The organism is Paenibacillus sp. 1_12 (genome assembly GCF_900114475.1).
Lineage (GTDB): Bacteria > Bacillota > Bacilli > Paenibacillales > NBRC-103111 > Paenibacillus_S.
This window is the reverse complement of sequence record NZ_FOTE01000020.1, coordinates 1-23,088: the sequence shown is the minus strand read 5'-3', so window position 1 is coordinate 23,088 and position 23,088 is coordinate 1. Positions and strand designations below refer to the sequence as shown.

General features: G+C 46.2%; 18 protein-coding genes and 1 pseudogene. 7 read left to right on the top strand and 12 right to left on the bottom strand.

All coding sequences use genetic code 11. From position 1 onward, the window contains the following. Positions 1 to 79 precede the first annotated feature (79 nt). The 7 genes from BM210_RS28130 to BM210_RS28100 form a co-directional block, all read right to left on the bottom strand. Positions 80 to 1,186: a C40 family peptidase gene (locus BM210_RS28130; protein WP_177238045.1), complete on the bottom strand. Its 1,107-nt coding sequence runs from the start codon at positions 1,184 to 1,186 to the stop codon at positions 80 to 82. Positions 1,187 to 1,359: 173 nt separating this feature from the next. Continuing rightward, positions 1,360 to 2,757 (bottom strand): Fe-S cluster assembly protein SufB, encoded by a 1,398-nt coding sequence (sufB, locus tag BM210_RS28125; RefSeq protein WP_091175690.1) that lies wholly within the window; start codon positions 2,755 to 2,757, stop codon positions 1,360 to 1,362. 50 nt (positions 2,758 to 2,807) lie between these two features. Continuing rightward, positions 2,808 to 3,236 (bottom strand): Fe-S cluster assembly sulfur transfer protein SufU, encoded by a 429-nt coding sequence (gene sufU / locus BM210_RS28120; RefSeq protein WP_091175688.1) that lies wholly within the window; start codon positions 3,234 to 3,236, stop codon positions 2,808 to 2,810. Further along, positions 3,223 to 4,449 (bottom strand): cysteine desulfurase, encoded by a 1,227-nt coding sequence (locus BM210_RS28115; RefSeq protein WP_091175687.1) that lies wholly within the window; start codon positions 4,447 to 4,449, stop codon positions 3,223 to 3,225. The genes sufU and BM210_RS28115 overlap by 14 nt, the downstream gene beginning before the upstream one ends. Next, entirely contained in the window at positions 4,446 to 5,753 is a 1,308-nt protein-coding gene (gene sufD, locus BM210_RS28110; protein WP_091175685.1) for a Fe-S cluster assembly protein SufD, read from the bottom strand. The genes BM210_RS28115 and sufD overlap by 4 nt, the downstream gene beginning before the upstream one ends. 26 nt (positions 5,754 to 5,779) lie before the next feature. After that, positions 5,780 to 6,610, bottom strand: a complete 831-nt coding sequence (sufC, locus tag BM210_RS28105; RefSeq protein ID WP_091175684.1) for a Fe-S cluster assembly ATPase SufC — start codon at positions 6,608 to 6,610, stop codon at positions 5,780 to 5,782. 164 nt (positions 6,611 to 6,774) lie between these two features. Next, positions 6,775 to 7,359, bottom strand: coding sequence for a DUF1802 family protein (locus BM210_RS28100; RefSeq protein WP_091175777.1), 585 nt, complete (start codon positions 7,357 to 7,359; stop codon positions 6,775 to 6,777). Positions 7,360 to 7,532: 173 nt separating this feature from the next. On the opposite strand from BM210_RS28100, the gene BM210_RS28095 reads away from it, so the two are divergent. Further along, on the top strand, positions 7,533 to 7,706 hold the full coding sequence (locus BM210_RS28095; RefSeq protein ID WP_091175683.1) for an asparagine synthase: 174 nt from the start codon (positions 7,533 to 7,535) through the stop codon (positions 7,704 to 7,706). Positions 7,707 to 7,794: 88 nt separating this feature from the next. Here BM210_RS28095 and BM210_RS28090 read toward each other — a convergent pair whose 3' ends face one another. Next, positions 7,795 to 7,974 (bottom strand): hypothetical protein, encoded by a 180-nt coding sequence (locus BM210_RS28090; RefSeq protein WP_091175681.1) that lies wholly within the window; start codon positions 7,972 to 7,974, stop codon positions 7,795 to 7,797. Between the two features lie 272 nt (positions 7,975 to 8,246). On the opposite strand from BM210_RS28090, the gene mtnK reads away from it, so the two are divergent. From mtnK to BM210_RS28060, 6 genes are all read left to right on the top strand, one after another. Next, positions 8,247 to 9,452: an S-methyl-5-thioribose kinase gene (gene mtnK, locus BM210_RS28085; RefSeq protein ID WP_091175680.1), complete on the top strand. Its 1,206-nt coding sequence runs from the start codon at positions 8,247 to 8,249 to the stop codon at positions 9,450 to 9,452. A 21-nt stretch (positions 9,453 to 9,473) separates the two neighbouring features. Next, positions 9,474 to 10,565: an S-methyl-5-thioribose-1-phosphate isomerase gene (gene mtnA, locus BM210_RS28080; RefSeq protein WP_091175678.1), complete on the top strand. Its 1,092-nt coding sequence runs from the start codon at positions 9,474 to 9,476 to the stop codon at positions 10,563 to 10,565. A 381-nt stretch (positions 10,566 to 10,946) separates the two neighbouring features. Beyond that, a complete protein-coding gene (locus BM210_RS28075; RefSeq protein ID WP_091175676.1) occupies positions 10,947 to 12,683 on the top strand; it encodes an efflux RND transporter periplasmic adaptor subunit in 1,737 nt (578 codons plus the stop codon). A gap of 30 nt (positions 12,684 to 12,713) precedes the next feature. Further along, a complete protein-coding gene (locus tag BM210_RS28070; RefSeq protein WP_091175675.1) occupies positions 12,714 to 13,481 on the top strand; it encodes an ABC transporter ATP-binding protein in 768 nt (255 codons plus the stop codon). Continuing rightward, complete coding sequence (locus BM210_RS28065; protein ID WP_091175673.1) at positions 13,478 to 14,656, top strand: ABC transporter permease; 1,179 nt, start codon at positions 13,478 to 13,480, stop codon at positions 14,654 to 14,656. Before BM210_RS28070 ends, BM210_RS28065 begins: the two co-directional genes overlap by 4 nt. A 56-nt stretch (positions 14,657 to 14,712) precedes the next feature. After that, on the top strand, positions 14,713 to 17,103 hold the full coding sequence (locus BM210_RS28060; protein ID WP_091175672.1) for a hypothetical protein: 2,391 nt from the start codon (positions 14,713 to 14,715) through the stop codon (positions 17,101 to 17,103). Between the two features lie 291 nt (positions 17,104 to 17,394). Here the strand turns inward: BM210_RS28060 and BM210_RS28055 are convergent, their stop codons facing one another. The 4 genes and pseudogenes from BM210_RS28055 to BM210_RS35445 form a co-directional block, all read right to left on the bottom strand. Beyond that, positions 17,395 to 20,664: an alpha-mannosidase gene (locus BM210_RS28055; RefSeq protein WP_091175670.1), complete on the bottom strand. Its 3,270-nt coding sequence runs from the start codon at positions 20,662 to 20,664 to the stop codon at positions 17,395 to 17,397. 120 nt (positions 20,665 to 20,784) lie between these two features. After that, complete coding sequence (locus BM210_RS28050) at positions 20,785 to 21,894, bottom strand: LacI family DNA-binding transcriptional regulator (RefSeq protein WP_256224101.1); 1,110 nt, start codon at positions 21,892 to 21,894, stop codon at positions 20,785 to 20,787. 104 nt (positions 21,895 to 21,998) lie between these two features. Then, on the bottom strand, positions 21,999 to 22,595 hold the full coding sequence (locus tag BM210_RS28045; protein WP_091175669.1) for a PilZ domain-containing protein: 597 nt from the start codon (positions 22,593 to 22,595) through the stop codon (positions 21,999 to 22,001). Between the two features lie 264 nt (positions 22,596 to 22,859). Further along, positions 22,860 to 23,088, bottom strand: a pseudogene (locus BM210_RS35445) (group II intron reverse transcriptase/maturase); the annotation flags it as partial.

Sequence of the window (23,088 nt, the reverse complement as noted above, 5' to 3'; positions counted from 1 at the left end):
TGAATAGCATTCGCTTAATCGAGCCTATCCCCATAGATAGGCTCTTTTGTCATGATGCTGCTATCCAGCTAGCTTGTAGTCAATAAACAAATCTTTTGGCTTCTAAGAAGGTTTCTTTCCAATACGGTTTATCGATATTCGTTATTTGAACACCATTTTCCGGCGAAGGCGAAGCATGGATGACACGGTTATTGCCCATATAAATAGCAACATGACCCACTGTTTTATTTGAACGAAACCGACCTGGCACATAAAAAAACAATAAGTCGCCTTTACGAAGCTGTTTCCTGCTTACACTTGTTCCCTCAGCTGCTTGTGCACGCGCTGTTCTGCCCAAGGGAATCCCATAACGGCCATAAATATAGCGAGTAAATGTAGAGCAATCAAATTTGGCCGACTGCGGGTAAGGCGGAGCACCGAACAAATATTTGACACCTATATAACTTTCGGCTTTTGCTATTAATTGATTGACATCAACATTTTTTAAATTGGCTGCGGGGATAGCTGAATGTGAAAGCTCGGATATAGGGTCATTGAGTCTTGCTGAACCGATGTTATGGGCAAAAGAAGCTATTGTCTTCTCTTTCTGATCTGATGCTCGCTGGTCTCCCTTGAAAGGATCATTCGGATCGTCCATAAAATCAGCATCCCCTCCCGAACTTGTATCTTCGGGTCCATCTATAGGCTGTGTTGTGTTCACAGTAGAGGGATCGATCTTAACTTCTTTGTCTGTAACGATAAAATTTGTATACGATGCAAACAATGGGGAAAGTGCAGATACCGGCACATAAACCACTGAATTATGCAATATAGGTGGCTGAGCTATCCTTATTGTGCCTTCATCTACCTGAACATCATTAGAGCCAATCTTGAGCTCATAAGCCGCATCAAAGTCCCCCAGCTGGTAAATATTCCGATCTGCTTCCCATTTGCTATGTAACTGCAAGGCTTGTGCCAAATCGTTACCTGTTACATAGGAAATTCCGTCATAAATCGTAATAGGCAGATGTGCCGAATCGTCTGCACTCAGTGAGTTAGCACCACCAACTCCTCCCCTATTGAGTATTTTTAATTTTGAATCTGCAACCGATTGCTGCTGGACCTTATTCGGACTGCATCCACTGCCTGCAGTGGTCAAACATACCGCCAATACACTGATCATCACGTATTTGACTGGAAGCTTCATAAGTAGGCTGCTCCTCTTTCTCATCATAATAGAATCCAAATTGATAACTCTTGCTTATCATGAGAATTTAAGAGTTCCCTTATACATTTCCATGCAAAACAAAAAGGCATCGTTCCTCCGTAGAGAGACGATGCCTTATCTAAGCCGATCACAGCTGGCTGTAATGAGAAAGCTTAACCGATAGAACCTTCCATTTCGAACTTGATCAAACGATTCATTTCAACTGCGTATTCCATCGGCAGTTCCTTAGTGAATGGTTCGATAAAGCCCATGACGATCATTTGTGTAGCTTCCGCTTCCGTCAAACCACGGCTCATCAGATAGAACAATTGATCTTCAGATACCTTGGATACCGTAGCTTCATGCTCAAGCGTAATATTATCATTCATGATTTCGTTGTATGGAATTGTATCCGAGGTGGACTCTTTATCCATGATCAGCGTATCACATTTGATATTAGCCTTAGAACCTTGAGAGTTCCGTCCGAACGAAGCAAGACCACGATAAGTTACTTTACCGCCATGCTTACTGATCGATTTGGATACAATCGTTGACGTCGTATCAGGTGCCAGGTGAGTCATTTTGGCGCCTGCATCCTGATGCTGTCCACGTCCGGCAACAGCAATGGAAAGAACCATACCTTTAGCGCCGCGGCCTTTGAGTACAACTGCAGGATACTTCATGGTCAGCTTGGAGCCAATGTTGCCATCAACCCATTCCATGGTCGCATTTTCTTCAGCAACAGCACGTTTGGTTACCAGGTTATAAATATTCGGAGCCCAGTTTTGAATCGTTGTATAACGGGCACGTGAGTTTTTCTTACAAATGATTTCCACAACCGCGCTGTGCAAGGAATTCGTGCTATAGATTGGAGCTGTACAGCCTTCAACATAGTGAACAAAGCTGTCCTCGTCTGTGATAATCAGCGTACGCTCAAATTGTCCCATGTTCTCGGAGTTAATACGGAAGTAAGCTTGAAGTGGAGTGTCCACCTTTACGCCCTTCGGTACATAGATAAAGCTTCCGCCCGACCATACCGCACTGTTCAGTGCAGCGAATTTATTATCGCTAGGAGGAATAATCGTGCCGAAATGCTCTCTGAAAAGTTCCGGATATTCACGAAGCGCGGTGTCGGTATCCGTAAAGATAACACCAAGATCCTCAAGCTCCTTCTGCATGCTGTGGTATACCACTTCGGATTCATACTGTGCAGAAACACCGGCTAGAAACTTTTGCTCAGCTTCAGGGATTCCGAGCTTATCAAAGGTTTCCTTGATTTCCGTAGGAACTTCTTCCCAAGTTTTACCTTGCTTTTCCGAAGGCTTAACATAGTACTGAATTTCTTCGAAATCCAGATCATCCATGTTGCCGCCCCAGCGTGGCATAGGCATTTTCAAAAACTGCTCAAAGGACTTTAAGCGAAAATCAAGCATCCAGTCCGGTTCTTTTTTCATGGCGGAAATTTCCATAATGATTTCGCGGGTTAAGCCTTTGCCGCTTTTGAAGATTGATTCGTGTTCGTCACGAAATCCATATTGATAAGCTTCCATTTCGGGCATTTGCTTGGCCATAATAGGTAAACCTCCTTTAAAATGTTCATCATATTGCTATGCTATACGACTTACTCCTGTCGCTGCGACTGTTCAATTCCCTTACGTAAGGCGTTCCATGACAACGTTGCGCACTTGATGCGTGCCGGAAACTTGTTCACCCCTGAGAGGGCCTCAATATCCTCATATTCAAATTCTACAGGCTCACCCTTCATGAGCGAGGAGAATTTGTCTGCCATCTCCAACGCCTCTTCGATTGTTTTGCCTTTGACAGCATCAGTCATCATCGAAGCGGAGGAAAGACTGATGGAGCAGCCTTCACCGACAAATTTGGCAGCCTTCACCTTGCCGTCATCAATCTGCATCTGAAGCTGAATTTTATCGCCGCATGTCGGATTGTTCAGGTCAATGGTGACAGCCTCATCTTCAAAGGTGCCGCGATTACGAGGGGTTTTATAATGATCCATAATGACTCTACGGTACAAATCATCCAATTGCATGGCCGAAGTACTCCTTTGTTTTTAGAAGCGAAGCAACCAGACGGTCAACATCCTCTTCCGTATTATAAAGGTAAAAGCTCGCCCGAGCCGTTGACGATACCTGCAGCCAGCGCATTAATGGCTGGCAGCAATGATGACCTGCACGAATAGCAATTCCATCTGTATCCAGCACGGTAGCTACATCATGCGGATGTACATCACCTAAATTAAATGTAACCAAACCGGCACGATCCGTAAGCGGTCCATAAATCTTCAAATCCTCAATCTCACTCAAGCGCTCAACAGCATAAGCTGTCAGCTGCCTTTCGTGACGTTCAATTTCACTCATGCCTATGCTTTCAAGAAAGTCAATCGCGGCGCCAAGTCCTACGGCTCCCGCAATGACTGGCGTTCCTCCCTCGAACTTCCAAGGGAGCTCCTTCCATGTAGAGTCATAGAGATCCACATGATCAATCATTTCGCCGCCAAACTCGATAGGCTCCATATGCTGAAGCAGCGTCTTTTTTCCATACAGGGCACCAATGCCGGTTGGACCGCACATTTTGTGCCCTGATAAGGCGTAAAAGTCACAATCCAGATCTTGTACATCAACCTTCAAATGAGGTGTGCTTTGCGCGCCGTCGACCACCATCTTTGCACCATGACGATGCGCGATTTCTGTGATAGCTTTGATAGGATTCACAACACCAAGCACATTGGAAACATAGGTAACCGATACAATTTTGGTACGATCCGTTATCGTAGCTTCCACATCCTGCAGAAGAATCGAACCATCTTCCTGCAGTGGAATATATTTCAAGACGGCTCCGGTTGCTTTGGCAACCTGCTGCCATGGAATCAGATTGCTATGATGTTCCATTGGGGTAATGACGATTTCATCACCCTCCTGGCAAATCACACGTGCATAACCGGATGCGACCATATTCAAAGCCGTTGTTGTGCCGCGGGTAAATATTACTTCTTCAGTAGAACCGGCATTAATGAATTTAGCTACCTTTTCACGTGCACCCTCATAAGCGTCTGTAGCTCTTGATCCCAGTGTATGGACACCGCGATGCACATTGGAGTTATCATATTCATAATAATGCTTGATGGCTTCAATGACGGACACCGGTTTTTGCGAAGTCGCAGCCGAATCCAGATATACCAGAGGATGACCGTTTACTTCCTGATGAAGGATGGGAAATAGTTGACGGATTTCTCTGCTATTCATTGTCCCAGCTTCCTTTCAACGAAGCGCTGCAGCTGTTCCTGAATGTTTTTCATTGGGATAATCGAAACCACAGGTGCAAGGAAACCATAAATAACCAAGCGCTGTGCTTCTTCACGTGTAATCCCGCGGGACATCAGATAATGAATTTGCTCCGGATTTACTTGGCCAACGCTGGCGGCATGTCCGGCTTTCACATCATCCTCATCGATAAGCAGGATCGGATTCGCGTCGCCGCGTGCTTTAGGACTCAGCATAAGCACCTTTTCGGTTTGCTGGCCGTTGGCTCCAGTAGCGCCTTTTTCGATCTTCGTGATACCGTTAATAATCGCTGTTGCTGCATCACGCATAACGGCACGGGTAATCATGTCGCTGCTGGAGTTTTTGCCAAAGTGAACTGCGCGAGTCGTTACATTCAGCTTCTGTTCGTTGGTACCCACACATATGATTTTGGCGTCAGAGGTGGAGCCATTGCCCTTCAACAAAGACGTTGTATCCGACATCACATTACCGTAGTTCATTTCACCGATCACCCAGTTCATCGAAGCATCCTGCTCGACAAGAGCTCTTCTGTAGGATAAATCGATAACTGATTCGTCAAAGTTGTGGACCGATGCATAGTTAACTACCGCACCAGGCTTCAAGATGACTTCCACAACACCGTTCTGTACAAGATTATTCAAATCCCCGTTTGACGCAAAATTATCGACATAGGTGACAGAAGAATGCTGCTCGGCAACGATAAGTACATGCGGCGAGAAGCAAGCATCTGCGTCATCCGTAAGGAATAAAGCTTGCAGCGGCAGATCGACTTTTACATTTTTCGGTACATACAAAAATACGCCGCCGCTCCATAGTGCTGTGTGCAGAGCTGTCAGTTTGTTTTCATCCTTGCTGACCACACTCATGAAGTACTGCTTTACCAGCTCCGGATGATTCGTTAAAGCAGCTTCCAGGCTGGAAAAAATCACACCCTGCTTGGTTAGCTCCTCTGAAACATTCTGGAAAACGATGCTGGAGTTTCTTTGAATGATCAAGCTTGCTTGATGGCTGTCATCCTGCAGCAGTGCTTTAGTGAATTCGGGCAGCTGCTCCATGGAAGTTATTTCTGCTTCTGCTTTATGTGTTCCGAAAGAACGAAGGTTCCAACGGTCAATTCTTGTTTTTTCAAGCACGGGTAATTCCAACGATCCGGCCAATTCCAGCGCTTCTGAACGCAGATTGGTCATCCACTCAGGCTCTTGTCTCGATTGGGACAGCTGCACGATGGCTTGACGATCGATGGGAAGAATGGCTTGTGTAGTCATATATATTCCTCCTGTACGATTATCACTTAGTATTTTGGACCTGAAGTGTTCATTGGGATTTTAAATTCTTCTTCCTGTCCGCCAACGGTCTCATCGTCAATGCCCAACTCTTCCTTAATCCAGTCGTAGCCATCATTCTCAAGACGCTCTGCCAGTTCAGGACCGCCCGATTTCACAATACGTCCTTGCATCATAACATGTACAAAATCCGGTTTTACGTAGTTAAGCAAACGTTGGTAATGGGTAATGATCAGAAAGCTGCGATCTTCGGAACGCATAGCGTTCACACCAGCTGCGACAATACGAAGAGCATCTATATCCAGACCGGAGTCGATTTCATCCAAAATAACAACACTTGGTTCAAGAAGCAGCATTTGCAAAATTTCATTACGCTTCTTTTCGCCGCCGGAAAATCCTTCATTCAAATAACGGTGCATAAATTCCGGATTCATTTCAAGCTCTTTCATTTTGCTCTCCATTTGACGGATAAAGCGGATCAAGGAAATTTCGCTGCCTTCCTCGCGACGGGCATTAATTGCACTGCGCAGAAAATCGGCATTCGTGACACCGGTAATTTCACTCGGGTACTGCATGGCTAAGAAAATACCTGCACGAGCTCTTTCGTCAACAGCCATTTCAAGAACATCTTCGCCATTGATTGTGATCGCGCCTTCGGTAACTTCATACTTGGGATGACCCATGATTGTAGAAGCCAGCGTACTTTTACCTGTTCCATTGGGTCCCATAATAGCATGGATTTCTCCGCCCTTCATGGTGAGGTTCAAGCCCTTCAAAATTTCCTTGCCTTCGACAGTAGCTTTCAAACCGTCTATAGTGAATTCCGTTGTTTGTGCCATGATCTTATTTCCTCCATATTTAAAGTCTATATTTAGAGTGATTATTCTTATCTAATAATCATTATAAACTGATTATCACTGATTCTCAATGGTTGGAGCGAAGAGTTTGCAAATTATATGCCAAACATGTCTCATTTAACGTAGTTTTTCATTCTTCTTATCTATTACCCTTTTAAAGCGTTGTTGATTTGAGCAACTACTCCTTCGAACACTTCATCTGGAAGCACTGGCTTACGAGATGCCGTGTTAATCGTGCTGTCCTCCAATTGAATCCATGATTTGCAGCCTATGTATGAAGGAATAATCGGCAGCTTGATCGGCACATCCAGCTCATAGACCCGCAGCAGCATCACATGGAGCGGTTTGGCACGCTTCCACTTCAATCTCTCCTCGGCAAATGAATCGGTCCATAAATGCAGCTCGCTCAGCTTGTTCAATTGCTCCTGATCTTCTATTAGTATATCCTCTACCAGCTCCGCATAACAATGAACCTCAATCTCTGTATCCTCAATGTTCCAGTCCTTCAAGGTCAGATCCAGCTTATACTGATGCTCCGGCTTGATCCATTGCTTCTTCTGATGCTCATAGGTCGGATATAAATAAAAGCTCTCGCTTTCAATGTGAAAGTCCCGTGTTTCTTCACGAATCCCACCTTTTCGCATGATCAAAATTTGCCGCCCTTCTCGAAGTGCTTCTATAGCTACGGCCCATTCCTTTAACGCCACTGGCTTTGATACGCTTTCCTTGATCACCCTCACCCCCTTCTACAAGCAAATAATGATGCCAACTGTAATTCGTAATACTCCATTATAAGATTGTTCAGCTTGATAATGCAACTATTTGGCAAACATACATTTATCGATTTAACCTCAAACTATAAATGCATTCGAACATCCACTCAAGATCCAGAGGAGGAACCACCATGCGAGAAGGACTTATTCCTACTGTTTTGGGTACAGCTGTTACGGCTTCCGGTGTTGCACTGCGAGGTAAGTACCCCATGGCCGCAGCAGCTGTAGCAGGATTCGGTTTAGCCCATGTGGTATTGGGTGCCATCGATCTTGTCGAGCATCGAGGTCGCAGCAAGCTATTTTAGGAGCGTTTGATGCAAAAAGAAAAAAGGGAGGGCCTGAGAGCCTTCCCTTTTCTTTTTATTGTTATGGAAGAATTGCTTAGTGCTCTGCTTAAGGATTCCGGTTATTATCACTGTTTACAACGAGTACTGGCTTTTGAATACGTTCATATTGTTGATAATTAGCCTTATATGGATTTGCATGAACTGGCTCCTCTTGAGCCTGAACTCCCAACAGAAGTACAACACCCGCAGCAAAAACTACAGACAATAATTTTCCAAGCAGCTTCATCCTATGAAACCCTCCCAATACGAATCGTATAGCTTTAATATAGAACCTGAGCGTTATCGGTGTATTATCGCCAGATGTATATTTTGTAAATTAGAGTTTGTTCCCCACAGTAACCATGATCTGCTATTCCAAGCGATGACTCATTTTGTTATACTATAGGTTAGCAGTCTTTCGGATAAAGAGCATACTTGATGCATTTTTCCATGTAATTTTATAAGCATAATTTATCGAGGCTCGTTCTTTACCCAAACTAGAAGGAGGAATATCAAACCATGTCTACATATCATGCTTTGACAGAAGCAGAAGCAGTAGCTTATGCACGCACTATACCTGACTTGTTTACCGCTGGAAGCGAGCTTTCCAGTCATGAAATCGGAGACGGCAATTTGAATCTCGTATTTCATATTTCAGAAGCTTCGACAGGCAAAAGCATCATTTTGAAACAGGCCTTACCTTATGCCAAGGTTGTCGGGGAATCCTGGCCGCTCACGCTGGACCGGGCACGTATTGAAAGCGAAGCTTTACAAATACAAGAATCCTTATGCCCTGATCTGGTACCTCATGTGTATACGTATGACAAAGATTTGGCCTTAACGGTCATGCAGGATTTAAGTGATCATGTGATCATGCGTAAAGGCTTGATGGATGGCAACCGCTATCCGCTTTTTGCTCAGCATATCGGACGTTTCATGGCTCACACGTTATTTTATACGTCGGATCTTGGCATGAATCAGCAGGAAAAGAAGCTGCGCGTCAAACAATTTATTAATCCAGAGCTTTGCAAAATTACGGAGGATCTGATCTTTGACGATCCGTATCGCAATGCGGAAACGAATAATATTCCTCCAGCCATCCAAAGTGAAGTCGAAGCCCTATGGGTCGACAAGGAGCTGCTCCTTGAGGTTGCCGTTCTGCGTAACGGCTTCCTGACCAAAGCTCAAGCCCTGCTTCACGGTGATTTGCATACAGGCAGTATTTTTATTACCGAGGATTCCACTAAGGTTATCGATCCTGAGTTCGCCTATTATGGTCCAATGGGTTTTGATATCGGCGCTGTATTTGCCAACCTGCTGCTGAATTATGCCGCACAGGAAGGCTGGAGTCAGGATCAGCTGTCACGTGATGATTACCGTGGTTACTTACTTGGAACGATTCGAGATATTTGGCATACCTTCAGTGGTGAGTTTCGTTCTATCTGGTCCTTGTATGGCGTAGACCGCGTCTTTGCAGATGAAAACTATCAGGAGTGGTATTTGGAGCAGTTGCTTCGTGACGCCATCGGTTATACCGGATGCAAAATGGTTCGCCGCGTACACGGTCTTGCACAGGTTGCCGACATCAATAAGCTTGAGGACGAAGCAGCCAAAGAACGCGCACAGCGCATTGCGCTCCGAATTGGAACGGCTCTTATCAAGCATAACCGTCAGGCTCAATCGATTAACGACCTGCTGGAAATTGCAGCCAAAGCGATTGAATAGAATTTGAAAGGAGCAACTAAGATGAGCGTAAATGAGAAGCAGGAAGAAAAGAATGAGGCAGCCGATTGGCTGCAATCGGTACGCTGGAACTCGGCGACCCAGAGCTTGGATCTGCTCGATCAACGGCTGCTGCCGGATGAAATCGTATATTTGGAGCTGACAACAGCCGAGCAGGTATGGGATGCGATCAAGCAGCTCGCAGTACGCGGCGCACCCGCTATCGGCATTGCAGCGGCGTATGGGGTTTACCTCGGCATGCGTGGTACAAGCGGCGGGCTGGAGCATCTGCTTGCCGAAACGGCCAAGCAGTGTGATTATTTGGCGACGTCGCGCCCGACGGCGGTGAACTTGTTCTGGGCGCTGGAGCGGATGAAGCAGCGTGCTACGGAGCTGGCTTCCGCAGGCGGCGAGCCGGAAGCGATGAAGCAGGCGCTGTTGGATGAAGCGAAGCTGATCCAAAGCGAGGACGAGGAAACATGCCGGCTTATCGGCGTGCACGCGCTGGATCTGTTCGAGGACGGAATGGGCGTGCTTACGCATTGCAATGCAGGCGGCCTAGCTACAGCCCGCTACGGTACGGCCCTCGCACCGATGTATTTGGCACAGGAGCGCGGTATGAATCTTAAGGTGTTCGCCGATGAGACCCGTCCAGTGCTTCAAGGCGCACGTCTGACCGCCTTCGAGCTTCAGCAGGCAGGTGTTGACGTTACACTGATCTGCGACAACATGGCCGGAGTAGTCATGAGTAAAGGTTGGGTACAAGCTGTTATTGTTGGTACGGACCGTGTCGCCGCCAATGGCGATGTTGCTAACAAGATTGGTACTTACAGCGTGGCAGTGCTTGCCAAGGCTCACGGTATTCCTTTTTATGTGGCTTGCCCGATGTCAACCATTGACCTGAATACGGCTAACGGAGCAGACATTCCGATAGAGGAACGTCATGAGGACGAAATTACACAGGGCTTTGGCAAACGTACCGCACCGAAGGGCGTTAAAGTGTTTAATCCAGCCTTTGATATTACGCCTAATGAATATGTGACTGCGATTATTACTGAAAAAGGCGTTATCCGCGCACCTTATCAAGAGAATTTAAAAAAGCTATTTCAGGAATAACCCCCGCCCTGAGATAAGAAAAGTGCCGGTGGTCAATCTGATCCGATTGGATAAATGTGGTATGAATATGTTCATCTTATGGTTCGGCAGCCCCACCCCAAAAAACCTTGAACGGCATGATGCCAATCAAGGTTTTTTTGACATTCACCTCACTAATGAAAGAGCACAACAAGCAAGACAAGGAGATCTTGAAGTTTTGATCACGAACCGAATTTTTTATTTGCTGCGCGTGGTCCCTTGTCTATTCTGAGCTCGTCTTCACATTTTTTTTACACTTAACCGGATTCCATTGGAAGCATTTCACACTTCATTCACATCCCATTGCTAAAGTATTAGGAAACTGGCACCCCCCTGCCAAGTCGCTTGAAAGGAGAAGCTTGAATGAAATTTCGCAAAAAAATAGGGATCCTAGTAGTCAGTCTATTGGTACTGTGTGGAGCTGGTGCCTATTGGTACGTTTCCTCCAAACCCAAAACGCAGGCTGCTAATCCGCAAGAGAAAGTTCTGTCAATCAAAAAAGGGACCATCCGATCTGTAGTATCAGGCACTTCACAATTCGAGGCCAGAGATATGCAGAATATTATAGCTACTGCCGATGGTACGATCAAAACCATGAACCTGACACGTAATCAGGCTGTCAAAAAAGGGGATGTTTTACTGGAAATATCGGTACCTTCCCAGGAAATCAGCCTACAGGAGGCTGAATCCACTTATCTACAGCTGCAAAAGGATCTAAGTGAATTGCAAAATCAGCAAAATCATTTACAAATCGTTGCGCCTCTCACTGGTACCTTGAGCTTGATCAACAATTTGGATGTAGGCTCCAATGTCGGTAAAACCAGCCGCTTCGCAACGTTGTCCGACTCTTCCTCGTTCATTACGAAGCTATCCTTTTTGCTGGAAAATGCGGTGCAGCTTAAAAAGGGAGATCTGATCGACCTTACCATTGACGGTTTTAACCTGACTAAAACCGCTAAGGTTGAAGCTGTTGGGACTCAACCCAAGGCGGATGCCAACGGCGGCAAATTGCTTGAAGTCGACATCAAGATAACCAATGACGGTACACTAGCGGCTGGAATGAAGGTAAAGGGCAGCTTACAGCTCAACGGTCGTCTTGTGGAATCGTCGGATAAAGGCGTACTGGATTACAATTCAATTGAAACCATTCTTACCAGCGCAAGCGGTGTCATCAAAGAATTAAAGGTGAAAAATGGAAGCATGGTCAAGCAAGGCGATATCATTGCCTCGCTGTTCAACGATACGCTGCAAAACGACATTACAAGTAAGCAATCGGCGATAGAACGTCAAAAAAATACGATCAACGACCTTCAGGAAAAAGTGAAGCAGCTGACGATACTCGCTCCTTTTGATGGCGTGTTTTCTACCGATTTTGCCAATAAGAAAAGCAACGTGCTCGCCAGCTATCCGGTCGGCTCCAAGATCGAAGTAAATACGCTGCTCGGAGCTGTTGCCAGCCTTGATTATATGCAGCTGCCGATTCAAGTCGATGAATTGGACTTGCCCAATGTCAAAGCAGGCATGAAGGCTGCGGTCCGTGTAGATTCGATCACCAATAAAGTGTTTGAAGGCGAGGTTAATCAAGTATCAACCGTAGGTACGACCACGAATGGAGTTACCTTTTTTGATGCGGTATTATCCGTCAAAAACACGAGCGAGCTGCGCTACGGAATGACAGCTACAGCCGAAATTATTATTCAGGATAAAAAAGATATCGTCCTGCTTCCTATCGAAGCACTTCAGCAGCAGCAGGGAAAACGATACGTTACACTGCAAAAAGCGGATGGCACCAAAGAAGAACGCCACGAAATAAAAATCGGGATCCGCAGCAAAACCGATATTGAAGTTACTGAGGGCCTGAAGGAAGGCGATCAAGTAGTGGTGGCCACACGTCAAAGAACACAGAATGCCAGTCAAGCTGACATCGACCGTCTCCGTCAACAATTTCAAAGCGGTGCAGGTGGCACTGGAGCTGGCGGATTTCCGGCTGGAGCTGGTGGTGCTGGCGGATTTCCTGGTGGTGCTGGTGGTGCTGGCGGTGCTGGTGCGGGTAGCACTGGTGGCGGCGGCAATCAAAGAACAGGCGGGAACAATCGATAAATGTTAGCACGATAAGGAGGTATTCCCGGGATGCAATCAATGATTGAATTACGCAATATCACAAAGGTATATGAACGCGGTGCGGAGAAGCTGCACATATTAAACGACCTCTCACTATCAGTCGCCAAGGGCGACTTTGTGGCTATAATCGGCCCCAGCGGCTCAGGTAAATCAACGCTTATGAATACGATTGGATTGTTGGATATCCCTACTTCCGGCAGCTATTCACTCGATGGTGTTGCCACTGAAAATATGAGCGATAATCAGCTTGCAGAGCTGCGGAACAAAAAGATCGGATTTATTTTCCAGCAATTTAATCTGCTGCCCCGGCTGAATGCTTTGGAAAATGTCGAGCTGCCCTTGATCTACTCAGGACTCGGCAAAAAAGAGCGGCGGGAGAAAGCAATGCGCATGCTCGAATTGCTTGGGATGGGTGCGCGTGGTCACCATAAGCCAAGCGAGCTTTCCGGAGGACAGCAGCAGCGTGTTGCCATCGCCCGAGCGTTGTCAGGCTCTCCTTCACTGCTGTTGGCGGATGAACCTACAGGCGCACTTGATACGAAAACAGGCAATGAGGTGCTAGAGCTCGTCATTGAGTTAAATAAGCAGGGAAATACGATTGTGCTGATTACTCATGACTCCCATATCGCCGATCATGCCAGAAGAGTTATTTCCATTCGGGATGGAGCTATTGTGAAGGATGAACGTCTTTTGCCGCTGCCTGACGAAACGTCACTGCGTGCACACAGCGCACCTACTACTTCTCCTGAGACTAAACCTTCTGAGGTGCAGGTATGAATCCGTTGGAATTATTGTATATGGCACTGCGAACAGTAACTGCAAATCCGATGCGGACGATCTTGACCATGCTGGGCGTTATTATCGGGGTTAGCTCTGTTGTCACTTTGGTAGCCATTGGGCAAGGAGCAAGCGCTCAGATAGAAAAGCAATATGAAAGTCTGGGCACCAATCTGATTGTCGTCAACACGCTGGGCAACGGCCGCGCCACTCAGCTCGATTATGATGAGTTGATGTCGCTTGAGCAGCTTCCCGAGATTGAAACTATCGCACCTACCATGGTTAAGAGCAATTCCAATATTAAATACGATCGTATCCAGGAAAAGTATACGGTAGTTGGAACCAATGACCGCTACTTGTCCCTGATGAAAGGGGAACTGGCCTCAGGCCGTTTTATTCTTGATGCGGACATGGAGTTTCGCAACCCCGTGGCTATATTGGGCAGCACGGTAGCCCAGAATTACTTTGGAACTCTGGACCCGATCGGCGAAGATATTAACATAGATGGAATCGTATTTACTATCGTCGGCACCTTAAAAACCAAAGGCTCCAACATTAGCGGGGTCTCATTGGATAATTCCGTCTTTGTCCCTTTGGAGACGGCACGCCGTGCCTTTAAGCTTGGCAATATCCGTACGACTTATTTGGAGGCACCTACCAAAGAAGAGTTGTCTGTCGCGCAAAATACGATGAAGCAATATTTGAGCTATAAGTTTAAAAGTGAAACTGGATTTCAACTAGTGAATCAGGATGAATTAATGAATGCTCGTGTAGCCGCATCTAGCACCTTGAATAATCAACTAATTAGTGTCGCCTGCATTTCATTGCTTGTTGGCGGTATCGGAATTATGAACATTATGCTTGTTACGGTTAGTGAACGAACACGGGAAATCGGGATCCGTAAATCCATCGGAGCAAAACGCAGAAACATACTGCTGCAATTTTTAATAGAAGCTACGGTGATTAGCGGTCTTGGGGGTATTATTGGCCTGCTGCTGGGAAGCGGCATCGCCATCGCTTGGCCGATGATGAATCCGAAACAGACCACGCAGCTTTCTTTTGAGGTGAGTCTGTATGCCTTTTTATTTTCAGTTGCAGTAGGCATGATATTCGGGCTCTACCCTGCCAATAAAGCTTCCAAGCTGCGTCCAATAGATGCGCTAAGAACTGATTAGAGCAATCATACTTACGAAGTAGGCTTTCCACAGGAAAGCCCTTAGGAGGAACCTACATGAAACGCAATGATAAATGGTCTTTATCTGCAAAAAAATGGCTCGTTGCTGTAGCGGTTTGTACAAGCTGCTTGTTAGCTGTGGCCCCATCGGCTTTTGCCGGAAAAGAAGGTGTATTTGTTGCCGCAGATTCTTATTTCACTTTGGAGAACGCCGCCTTTACTTCGGGAAAGGATTCGACTTCTATACAGTTTTCATTAAACATGCACAATGGCAGCGGGAGTGATATTGATTTCAATAGCTACGGTGTTCGTATTGTGGATCGACAAGGAAATTTATTTCCCGCCCAATTGACAAGCAAGCAAAATGCTCGTGTGACGTCAGGAAAGGATCAGGAGTTCCGCTTCTATTCAGAAATGGCAGCGGGAGAAAGTCCTGATGAGCTTGTAATCAATTTGTTTGCATGGGATAACAGCCAACCTACTTTTATGAGAAGCATTGGCGATTTATCGATTTCGAATGTCGTCACTTCCATGTACGATGCATCTAAGCAAATTCTAATTCCTATGAACGATTTGGATGTTTCCTATTCAAAGGAAGTTCAGGTGGCTATTCGATTAGGTCGAAGCTACCGAATTAATGAAAATGGCGGGAGCTACATCTATACCGAATTATTTGCACAAAATGGCGATAAAGCCACACTAACCTTGCCTAACAGCCTGCAGTTTCGTTTACAGGCGTCCGATTCATTAAAATACAGTGGAGCCTTTATAGAAGGAAGCCCACAATCCCTGCTTCCAGGCAAGCTCACCAAGCTCATGATCCGTACCTCGGTACCTGATAATTTCAAAATGAGCAGCACACATTTAGATGCTTTTTATGTCAGTGCAGCGGAAGAGCATCTGCTGGGAACATTACCTGTATCCGAAACCGAAATCAAAGTGCCCGTGGGTTCAGAGCAGCCCTATTCCCTGTTCGGTAGTGATAGCAGCCTGACGATTGCTGCTGACAAGGGTATAGCCGTGAAACAAACTGAAGGCGTCCTTTTGCAAACAACGATTAAAATCCGCAATGACAGTACTGCTGCTGCGGTACTTCCCGCTTTAACCGGAAGCTACCAGTTTGGTACGGGGAGCATGGAAGCAAGCCAGGAACAGTCTGTACGGAGCGGTTTCCTATCTGCAGGTCAAACGGCAACTGTCCAATATTCAGTCCTGCTTCCAGACGGTATTGAGCCTCAAAGCGTTAATCTTGTTTTGTTTGAAAACACCACTTCTGCCGTCAATACAAATAGTAATAGTAACACCTCAAACAACAACACAGGCAGCGGTAATACCAATACGTCAGGCAATTCTGGAACAGCTGGAAATACCGCTACGAACACAAATAACACAGACACGTCATCCAATGGAGGCACGGGCGGAAATACGAATTCAGGTTCCAATGCTTCAGGCAGTACAGGAAGCAGCAGTACTAACAATGGATCGAGCAGCGCGAACAGTAATAATAATGGTTCCTCTCCGAATACAGCATCAGGCAGCTCAAACGTATCGAATAATACATCAGCCAATTCGAGCTCCAACACAACCAACCGCAGCACCGTCAAACGTCCAGTTATGCTATTTGATTTAAGTCATGCCGAGTTTGCGAGTAATGCTGCTATTCAAGCCAAGTCATATGAAATGGGTACGCCCATGAGCTTTGCCGCTAACGGGTGGCTGGATACGAATATCGGGGTTTCCTTAATGGAGCTTCATATACATGAAAACAGTGATTTTGGTTATAGAACTGCCATTGCCAAATACAAGCTTACCAATAATGGAAGCAGCCCCATTACACTTCCTACGCTTGGAACCGAGCTAATTAATGGACAAGGACTTGCTTTTGCCGGAGTCAGACAATCTACAGCAGCAAGCCAAATTATGCCAAATACAAGCTACGTCGTGTCCTATTCTTACATGCTGCCTACAACGGAAATGGGTTCACAGCTCGCGCTGAACGTATTTGACCCCAAATCCTCGGCTGCCAACAAGCTGTCCGTAGGTACGTATCAGGTGGCCGTACAAAATGAGTCCATTGATAAAACCATCAGCTTTTATCCGTTTGAGCTTAGCTTTGATGCTTATGCCATCACAACTTTATATAGCTCCAATGCCTACAACTATGTCCTGAAAATGGACTTGACCGTAACACGGCAGGAGCAGGTTATTATCGATCCTAACTTCTCGCAGCTTGAGTTTGAGCTGGTCGATGGGCTTGGACGTTCTCTCGGATCACAAACAGCCAGTTTTACAGGCACCCAGAAGCTTATAACCGGGAATCAGAAAATTACCTTCAGCAGCATTAAAACCGAGCAGTTTGAAAATGGTTTGACGGTCAATGTATATGAAACGATCTCAACGCCTAACGGTCCCGCCAAGCGGCTCGTCAAACAACTGCAGCAGCAATAAGAAATGCTAGGATCGTTTGCCTTGTCAAACAAGGTGTAGATGATTCAATCCTGATCCTGAAAAACAAATAACCCGTCCAAACACGAAGGTGTTAGACAGGTTATTTGTTTATTGTCTCTATAGTAATCATTGTCTCTATATGAATTAATTACTGATGAAACATCGGCATTCATATATGTTCTCCTGTGACAGAGCAGGATTGCTCCCCAGCCCTTCCCCTACCTGATGTCCAGTCCAATCGGAATACCGTCAGGCTGTAGTTATGTGGTAATGAGCTGCTTATATATCGAATCAGCCTTTGACAGCATCAATCAGAATTGTCTTGATCTCATAAGGCTTAACAGCCAAACGTATCACTGATGCATTCGACGGCTCGCTTATCGGACGCTCCATCAAATCGCATTCCTGCCAGCTTCGTATCGTGTAATCACTATTCAATTCAATCATTCCACGCTGTCCGCCGAACTCGTGGAAGCGCAGTACCATGCGATCATCATCTTCTGCTTTTTTCACGGCATCAATATGCACATAGCCGCCCGACAACCTGAATAACGATGCAGATCCAGCAGAAGCACCCGGCTTGCTCGACATGGGTGCATTAAGATCCCATGCCTCGACCACCGTTCCGCCTTCAATCCAATCCCCTGTATGCGGCAGCAGTGAATAAGTGAAGGCATGGTACCCTTGGTCTGCCTGATCATCGGGAACGATTGCCGATTTGATTAGGGTCAGCCGCATCACATTGTCCTTAATGTCGTAGCCGTATTTGCAATCGTTCAACAGACTGACTCCATAACCGCGCTCGGATAAATCAGCCCATTGGTGCCCTACAACCTCAAAGCGTGCATAATCCCAGCTCGTATTCCAATGTGTTGGCCGTTTCACATTCCCATATTGAATATCGAAGGTCGCTTCCGTCGAGCGTACCTCAACTGGAAATGCAGCTTTTAACAGCTTGCGCTGCTCATGCCAATCTACTTCATTCACAAAATCAATTCGGCGCGAATCGCGATACAGAACCATTTGCTGAACGATAGTAGAAGCTTTGTAAGTCCATTTGAATGTCACGACAGCACGTAGAGATCCGATTTCGCTAATTGCAGCTAAAGTTAATGCGGTAATTTCTTCTTTTTTCTCCTGATAATAAATATCTATATCCCAAGCTTCATGTCTGCTTTTGGGTTTATCCTCAAATACTTGCAGCACATTGCCATTGGAGCCTTCAGCTAACACTTCACGCTGCGCCATTTTGTCCCAAATCGAAGTCAGCTGCCCTTTCTCATTCCAGGCCAACACATAATGCGGTGTTTCAATCCCATTGTCGAGTGAGGTAAACACTTCAGAAGAGGCAGCCAACATACGCTCCTTGCCCGTTAGATCACGGGATTCAGCTGTAGCTTTTGCCTGTTGAGTTTCTTGATTAGCCGCTGCACCACGAAGCACAGCATAAATCGTCGTATAACCCATCGAAGCGACTCCATTCAACTGCACCCACCAGCCATCGGCATCCTGCTGCGCGGTTAACGTATGACCCTTCTCATCCTTCCACTCCATGTGCTGGTTAGCCATTAGGAAGCTATCGTACTTCACCTGCACAAGACCGCTTCTTTCCCAGCCTGCGCTGTTCCATACCGTATAAACCGAGCTGTCAGCTTCAGAGTCATGCATTTCGTTTGTCTGATTTCCAGTTGCAGTCGTGCTGACGATCAGGGCTCCCTCGGCTTGATCGCATGCCAACTGCAGCAGCTTTTCTGCTTCAGCATATTCTAACGTCGAGTCCTCATAAACCTCTTTAATCGAAGAGCCCGGAATGATATCATGGAACTGATTTCTAAGCACGATTTTCCATGCCTCATCGATTCTTTGCTTCGCATAAGGCTGCCAATTTCCTTGGCTCAGGCTGCCCATAACTCCCAGCCATTCCGCTTCGCGAGCCAGCAATTCCAGCTTACGATTCATCAGCTTGTTATAAGCTTGACTCGTATAAGTACCGCGATGCAGCTCCAGATACAGCTCGCCATCCCATGTATGGACATATTCCTTTGTTTCCGCTATCGTTTTATGCAGCTCGGCAAAATATTCATCGGCTCGACCTGTCGTCACATGCGGGATACCTGGCAGCTCATCAAGCCTACGGCGCAGCTCCAGCATTTCTCTATTGACGCCACCGCCACCATCTCCATAGCCATAAGCTAACAACAGCTCCCGATTCACAGGCTTGTCGCGATACGTTTCCCAGATTCCGTTCACTGATCTAGCTGTTACCTCGCCATTATACGTATACAACCAACCGCCATCACCTGCATCAGGATCAGGTGTCGTAATAAAATGCGTTAAAATTTCGGTGCCATCAATCCCCCGCCATTGAAAGGTATCATGCGGCATACGGTTATATTGATTCCAGCTGATTTTGGTCGTCATGAAGGTGTCGATTCCGGATTTCCGCAAAATCTGTGGCAGCGCCCAGCTGTAACCAAATACATCCGGCAGCCACAAATACGTGCATTCCGCACCGAATTCCTCACGAAGAAACCGCGTACCATACAGCAGTTGTCTTACCAAGGATTCACCTGTGGTCAGGTTGCAGTCGGCCTCCAGCCACATGCCTCCGCCGGCTTCCCAGCGTCCTTCCTTGACTCTCTCTTTAATCTGCTCGTACACTTCCGGATAGTCGGTTTTGATATAATCATACAGCTGAGGCATCGTCTGCAGGAACACGTAATCCGGAAACTTCTCCATCAAGCGCAGCACCGTGGAGAAAGATCGAACCGCTTTCTCACGCGTATGCTTAAGCCGCCACAGCCAGGCCACATCAATATGCGTATGCCCGATACAGCGTACCGTAACCGCATGATGCTTTGGAAGCTCCTTGACCGTTGTCCGCAGCAGGTGTGCCGCGGCACTTACTGATGCGTAAAAATCATCCGAGCCCGGTCGGGACCAATCTACTAGTAGAAAAGCTTGATCAACCGCAGACAGCAATGTCTGCCGCTCCGGCGAGTGCTCATGGATTACTCTAGCTACACTGAGTGCCGCACGAGCTGTGTAATATAGGTCATCTGCAGCTTCATCCAGCCAGCACAGCTCAGCCCGCTTTAACTGATGCTCCATAATTGCCTTGGATTGATAGCCGCCCAAACCGCTCCATAATCTGAAACACAGCCCTAAAGTCGCTCCTGCAGCCTCTTCGAAAAAAACCTCCTGATGATTGGAGTCGACACCTTGATAAGGCTGTCCATTCACATACAGCAGTGACTCAAAACCAGAGCTTCCTCCCGTTTTACCAAAATCAAAACGACCCAGCACCTTCTTGCCCTGCCAATCCTTCGGTACCACCACATCAGCAGCCAACCACAGATAGCGGTCACGTCCACGCCAATGCTCGCCCAATGACATTTCCTTCATATCTGGAGACTGCGTTAAAGGCAAAGCAGGTCTCGCACCAATTTCACCCTCCGGGTCCTCCAAGCTTTGAAAAGCAGGAATCGCTAATTTTTCTCTGTATCGAAATTCATCAAGCTCAAGCACGCGGGCGTTCAGTTTTTCCCATACATAAAACATACAGACCACTCCTTTTATTTGATAACACGTGTTATTAAATTCAAAAAAAACTATATAAGATGAATAAAAGAAACACACAGCCCGAGTAGAGAAAGCGGACCCTTCTAGAAAAACGAAGTGTCATATACAGCAGCCCACACTATCCCGAACTATGAGCTTTGAGGAAACCATCATATCGCTATGATCGGTGAAGGCTCTGCGGCCATCAATCGTTTCCAATATACGTTCCGCTGCCAGACGCCCCATCTCTACATAGGGAACCTCTACAGAAGTAATCGTCGGATACATATGCTGATTGATCCGCTCCGTATTGTCCGCTGCCATCACATGAATATTGCGGCCAACCTCGACTCCAAGCAGCTGTGCGGCACGGCATATATACACAGCCCCCCTTGACCAGTTGGTCAATATGGCTAAGGGCTTGCTGCGTTCCGAAACCCAATCTGTCCAAAATTCACGCCGCTGCTCCCATGGACCATCGGCCGCTGACAGCATGCAAGGCTCCAATTGCTTGTCTGCCATCCACTCCTCATAAGCAAGTCTACGCTGCCGGTCCCCGCTGCCAAGTGGAATATGCTCATGATACAACTCCAGATAGACAGGAGCCAGCCCCGTGCGTTCCCATATAAAGTCCAGAGCAAGGTGAATGCTTTCCCGATAATCCATTAATACGGATGTGATCTGATTATGTTCGGGGTAACCTTCTACAGAAATATAAGGCAGCTTGTGGCTGTTCACCAACTCCACCCAAGATTCACTTACCTGATTCGGACGGTCCAAAGCGACAATGCCATCAATCCGCCGCTGCAGGTATAAATCGAGTAGCCCCTCCAGCTTCTGATGCTCCGATGGACCGAATGGATACAGCAGTACATGATAGCCCTGACCTGCACAAGCGGCCTGCATACCCTCAAGCACCTGCAAAAAAAGCAGGTTCGTCACATTGCCGTACGCAGCCAGACAGCGGCTAAGACCTGTTTTCATCCCTCGTGCCTGTGCATCGACCTGGTAGTTCAGCTCACGAATTGCATCCAACACCGCTTTTCGCTTTTCCTCACCGACCCCAATTCCCTGGGTTCCGTTTAACACAGCCGAAACAACGCTTCGGGACACTCCAGCACGTTTGGCGACATCAAAGCTGGTTACTCTTTTACCCGTCATGTCTAACACCTCAAACTCAATATAACACGTGTTATAAACAGGGGCAATACTTTTTCTCATCTTCATCATTCGAGCCTAATCCTATCTTTCCACATTCTTCTTTCAAGCATCGTAATCAACGTAAAAAAAACGCTGAGATCAGCTCCCAGCGTTTGTGAAATGTTATAAAAGTGTTAAGCGTGCATCAGTTGTTTAAATTGCTGAGTTGCTACATAATATTGAAATTTGTTCAAGTCACTGGATGAGATCTGGTGAATCTCTGCTCCGTAGCGAATCGTTTTTTCCAAAATATGTGCGTAACGAACGATAATTTTAGGCATAATGCACTCATCATCGCAAAATATTTTGGTATCATACACATGGTTCAGCTTGATCGAGAAATCGTTGACCTCCAAGCCAATACCAATCTGACTTACATCTGAGATTCGAACCGCTGTAATTTTAAAATCATCGTTAAGTGTCGCATAGGTGTTCAATTTAAAGCTTTTTACCGGTTCCAAATCATCATTCATAAAGAAGTCCTCATACGCTTTTTCAGGTCTTTTTCCTATGTTAAACAATTCCGATTCTGCTGTGGCAAGAATCAATTTTGTCGAGGTTGCATATAAAACCTTTGTCGGTTGACGTCTTTGGAAATCAAAGCAAAGCACTTTATCCCCTCTAGCAAATTCTACGGGCTTTAGGGTTTCTACTTCCATCATATCTGGTTGATCATATCCTATGCGTCCATGATAAACTTTTCCTTTGTGTAGTAATTGTATGTCTCTCATAAGAACACCTCCACTTAAGCTATACACTTACTATACGTGAAAATGTTTCAAAAAGTTTGAGGTAACTATTAGAAATTTATTAGGTTTCTTGATGAAATTCATCTTATTATGTCGAATGTTCATAGATAACTTCATTAGAAGACACCCTCGTAGGCTAAGGCTGCATGCAAATAAAGTAGGGGAACCACTCTCATGGCTCCCCCCTTATCGAACCGCACGTGCCCTACTAAGGCATACGGCTCACCAACGTGATTCAACTTGAATTTAATATGTAGCTAATCTCTGGGCATACTGCATTTTCCGAACGCGCTCAGGAGTGTAATATTCTTGTCCGCGTTCTTTCATTTTTGCTAATCTACTAGCACTTTTCGCTTTCTGTTTATCCTTCATATACTGGGTATAATTTTCTAATGTGTATCCATATTGCGCTTCATAGTAGAGCCAGAAAGCTGGAATTAGACCAATCCTGACGAAAAATTCGTTGTTCCACTTT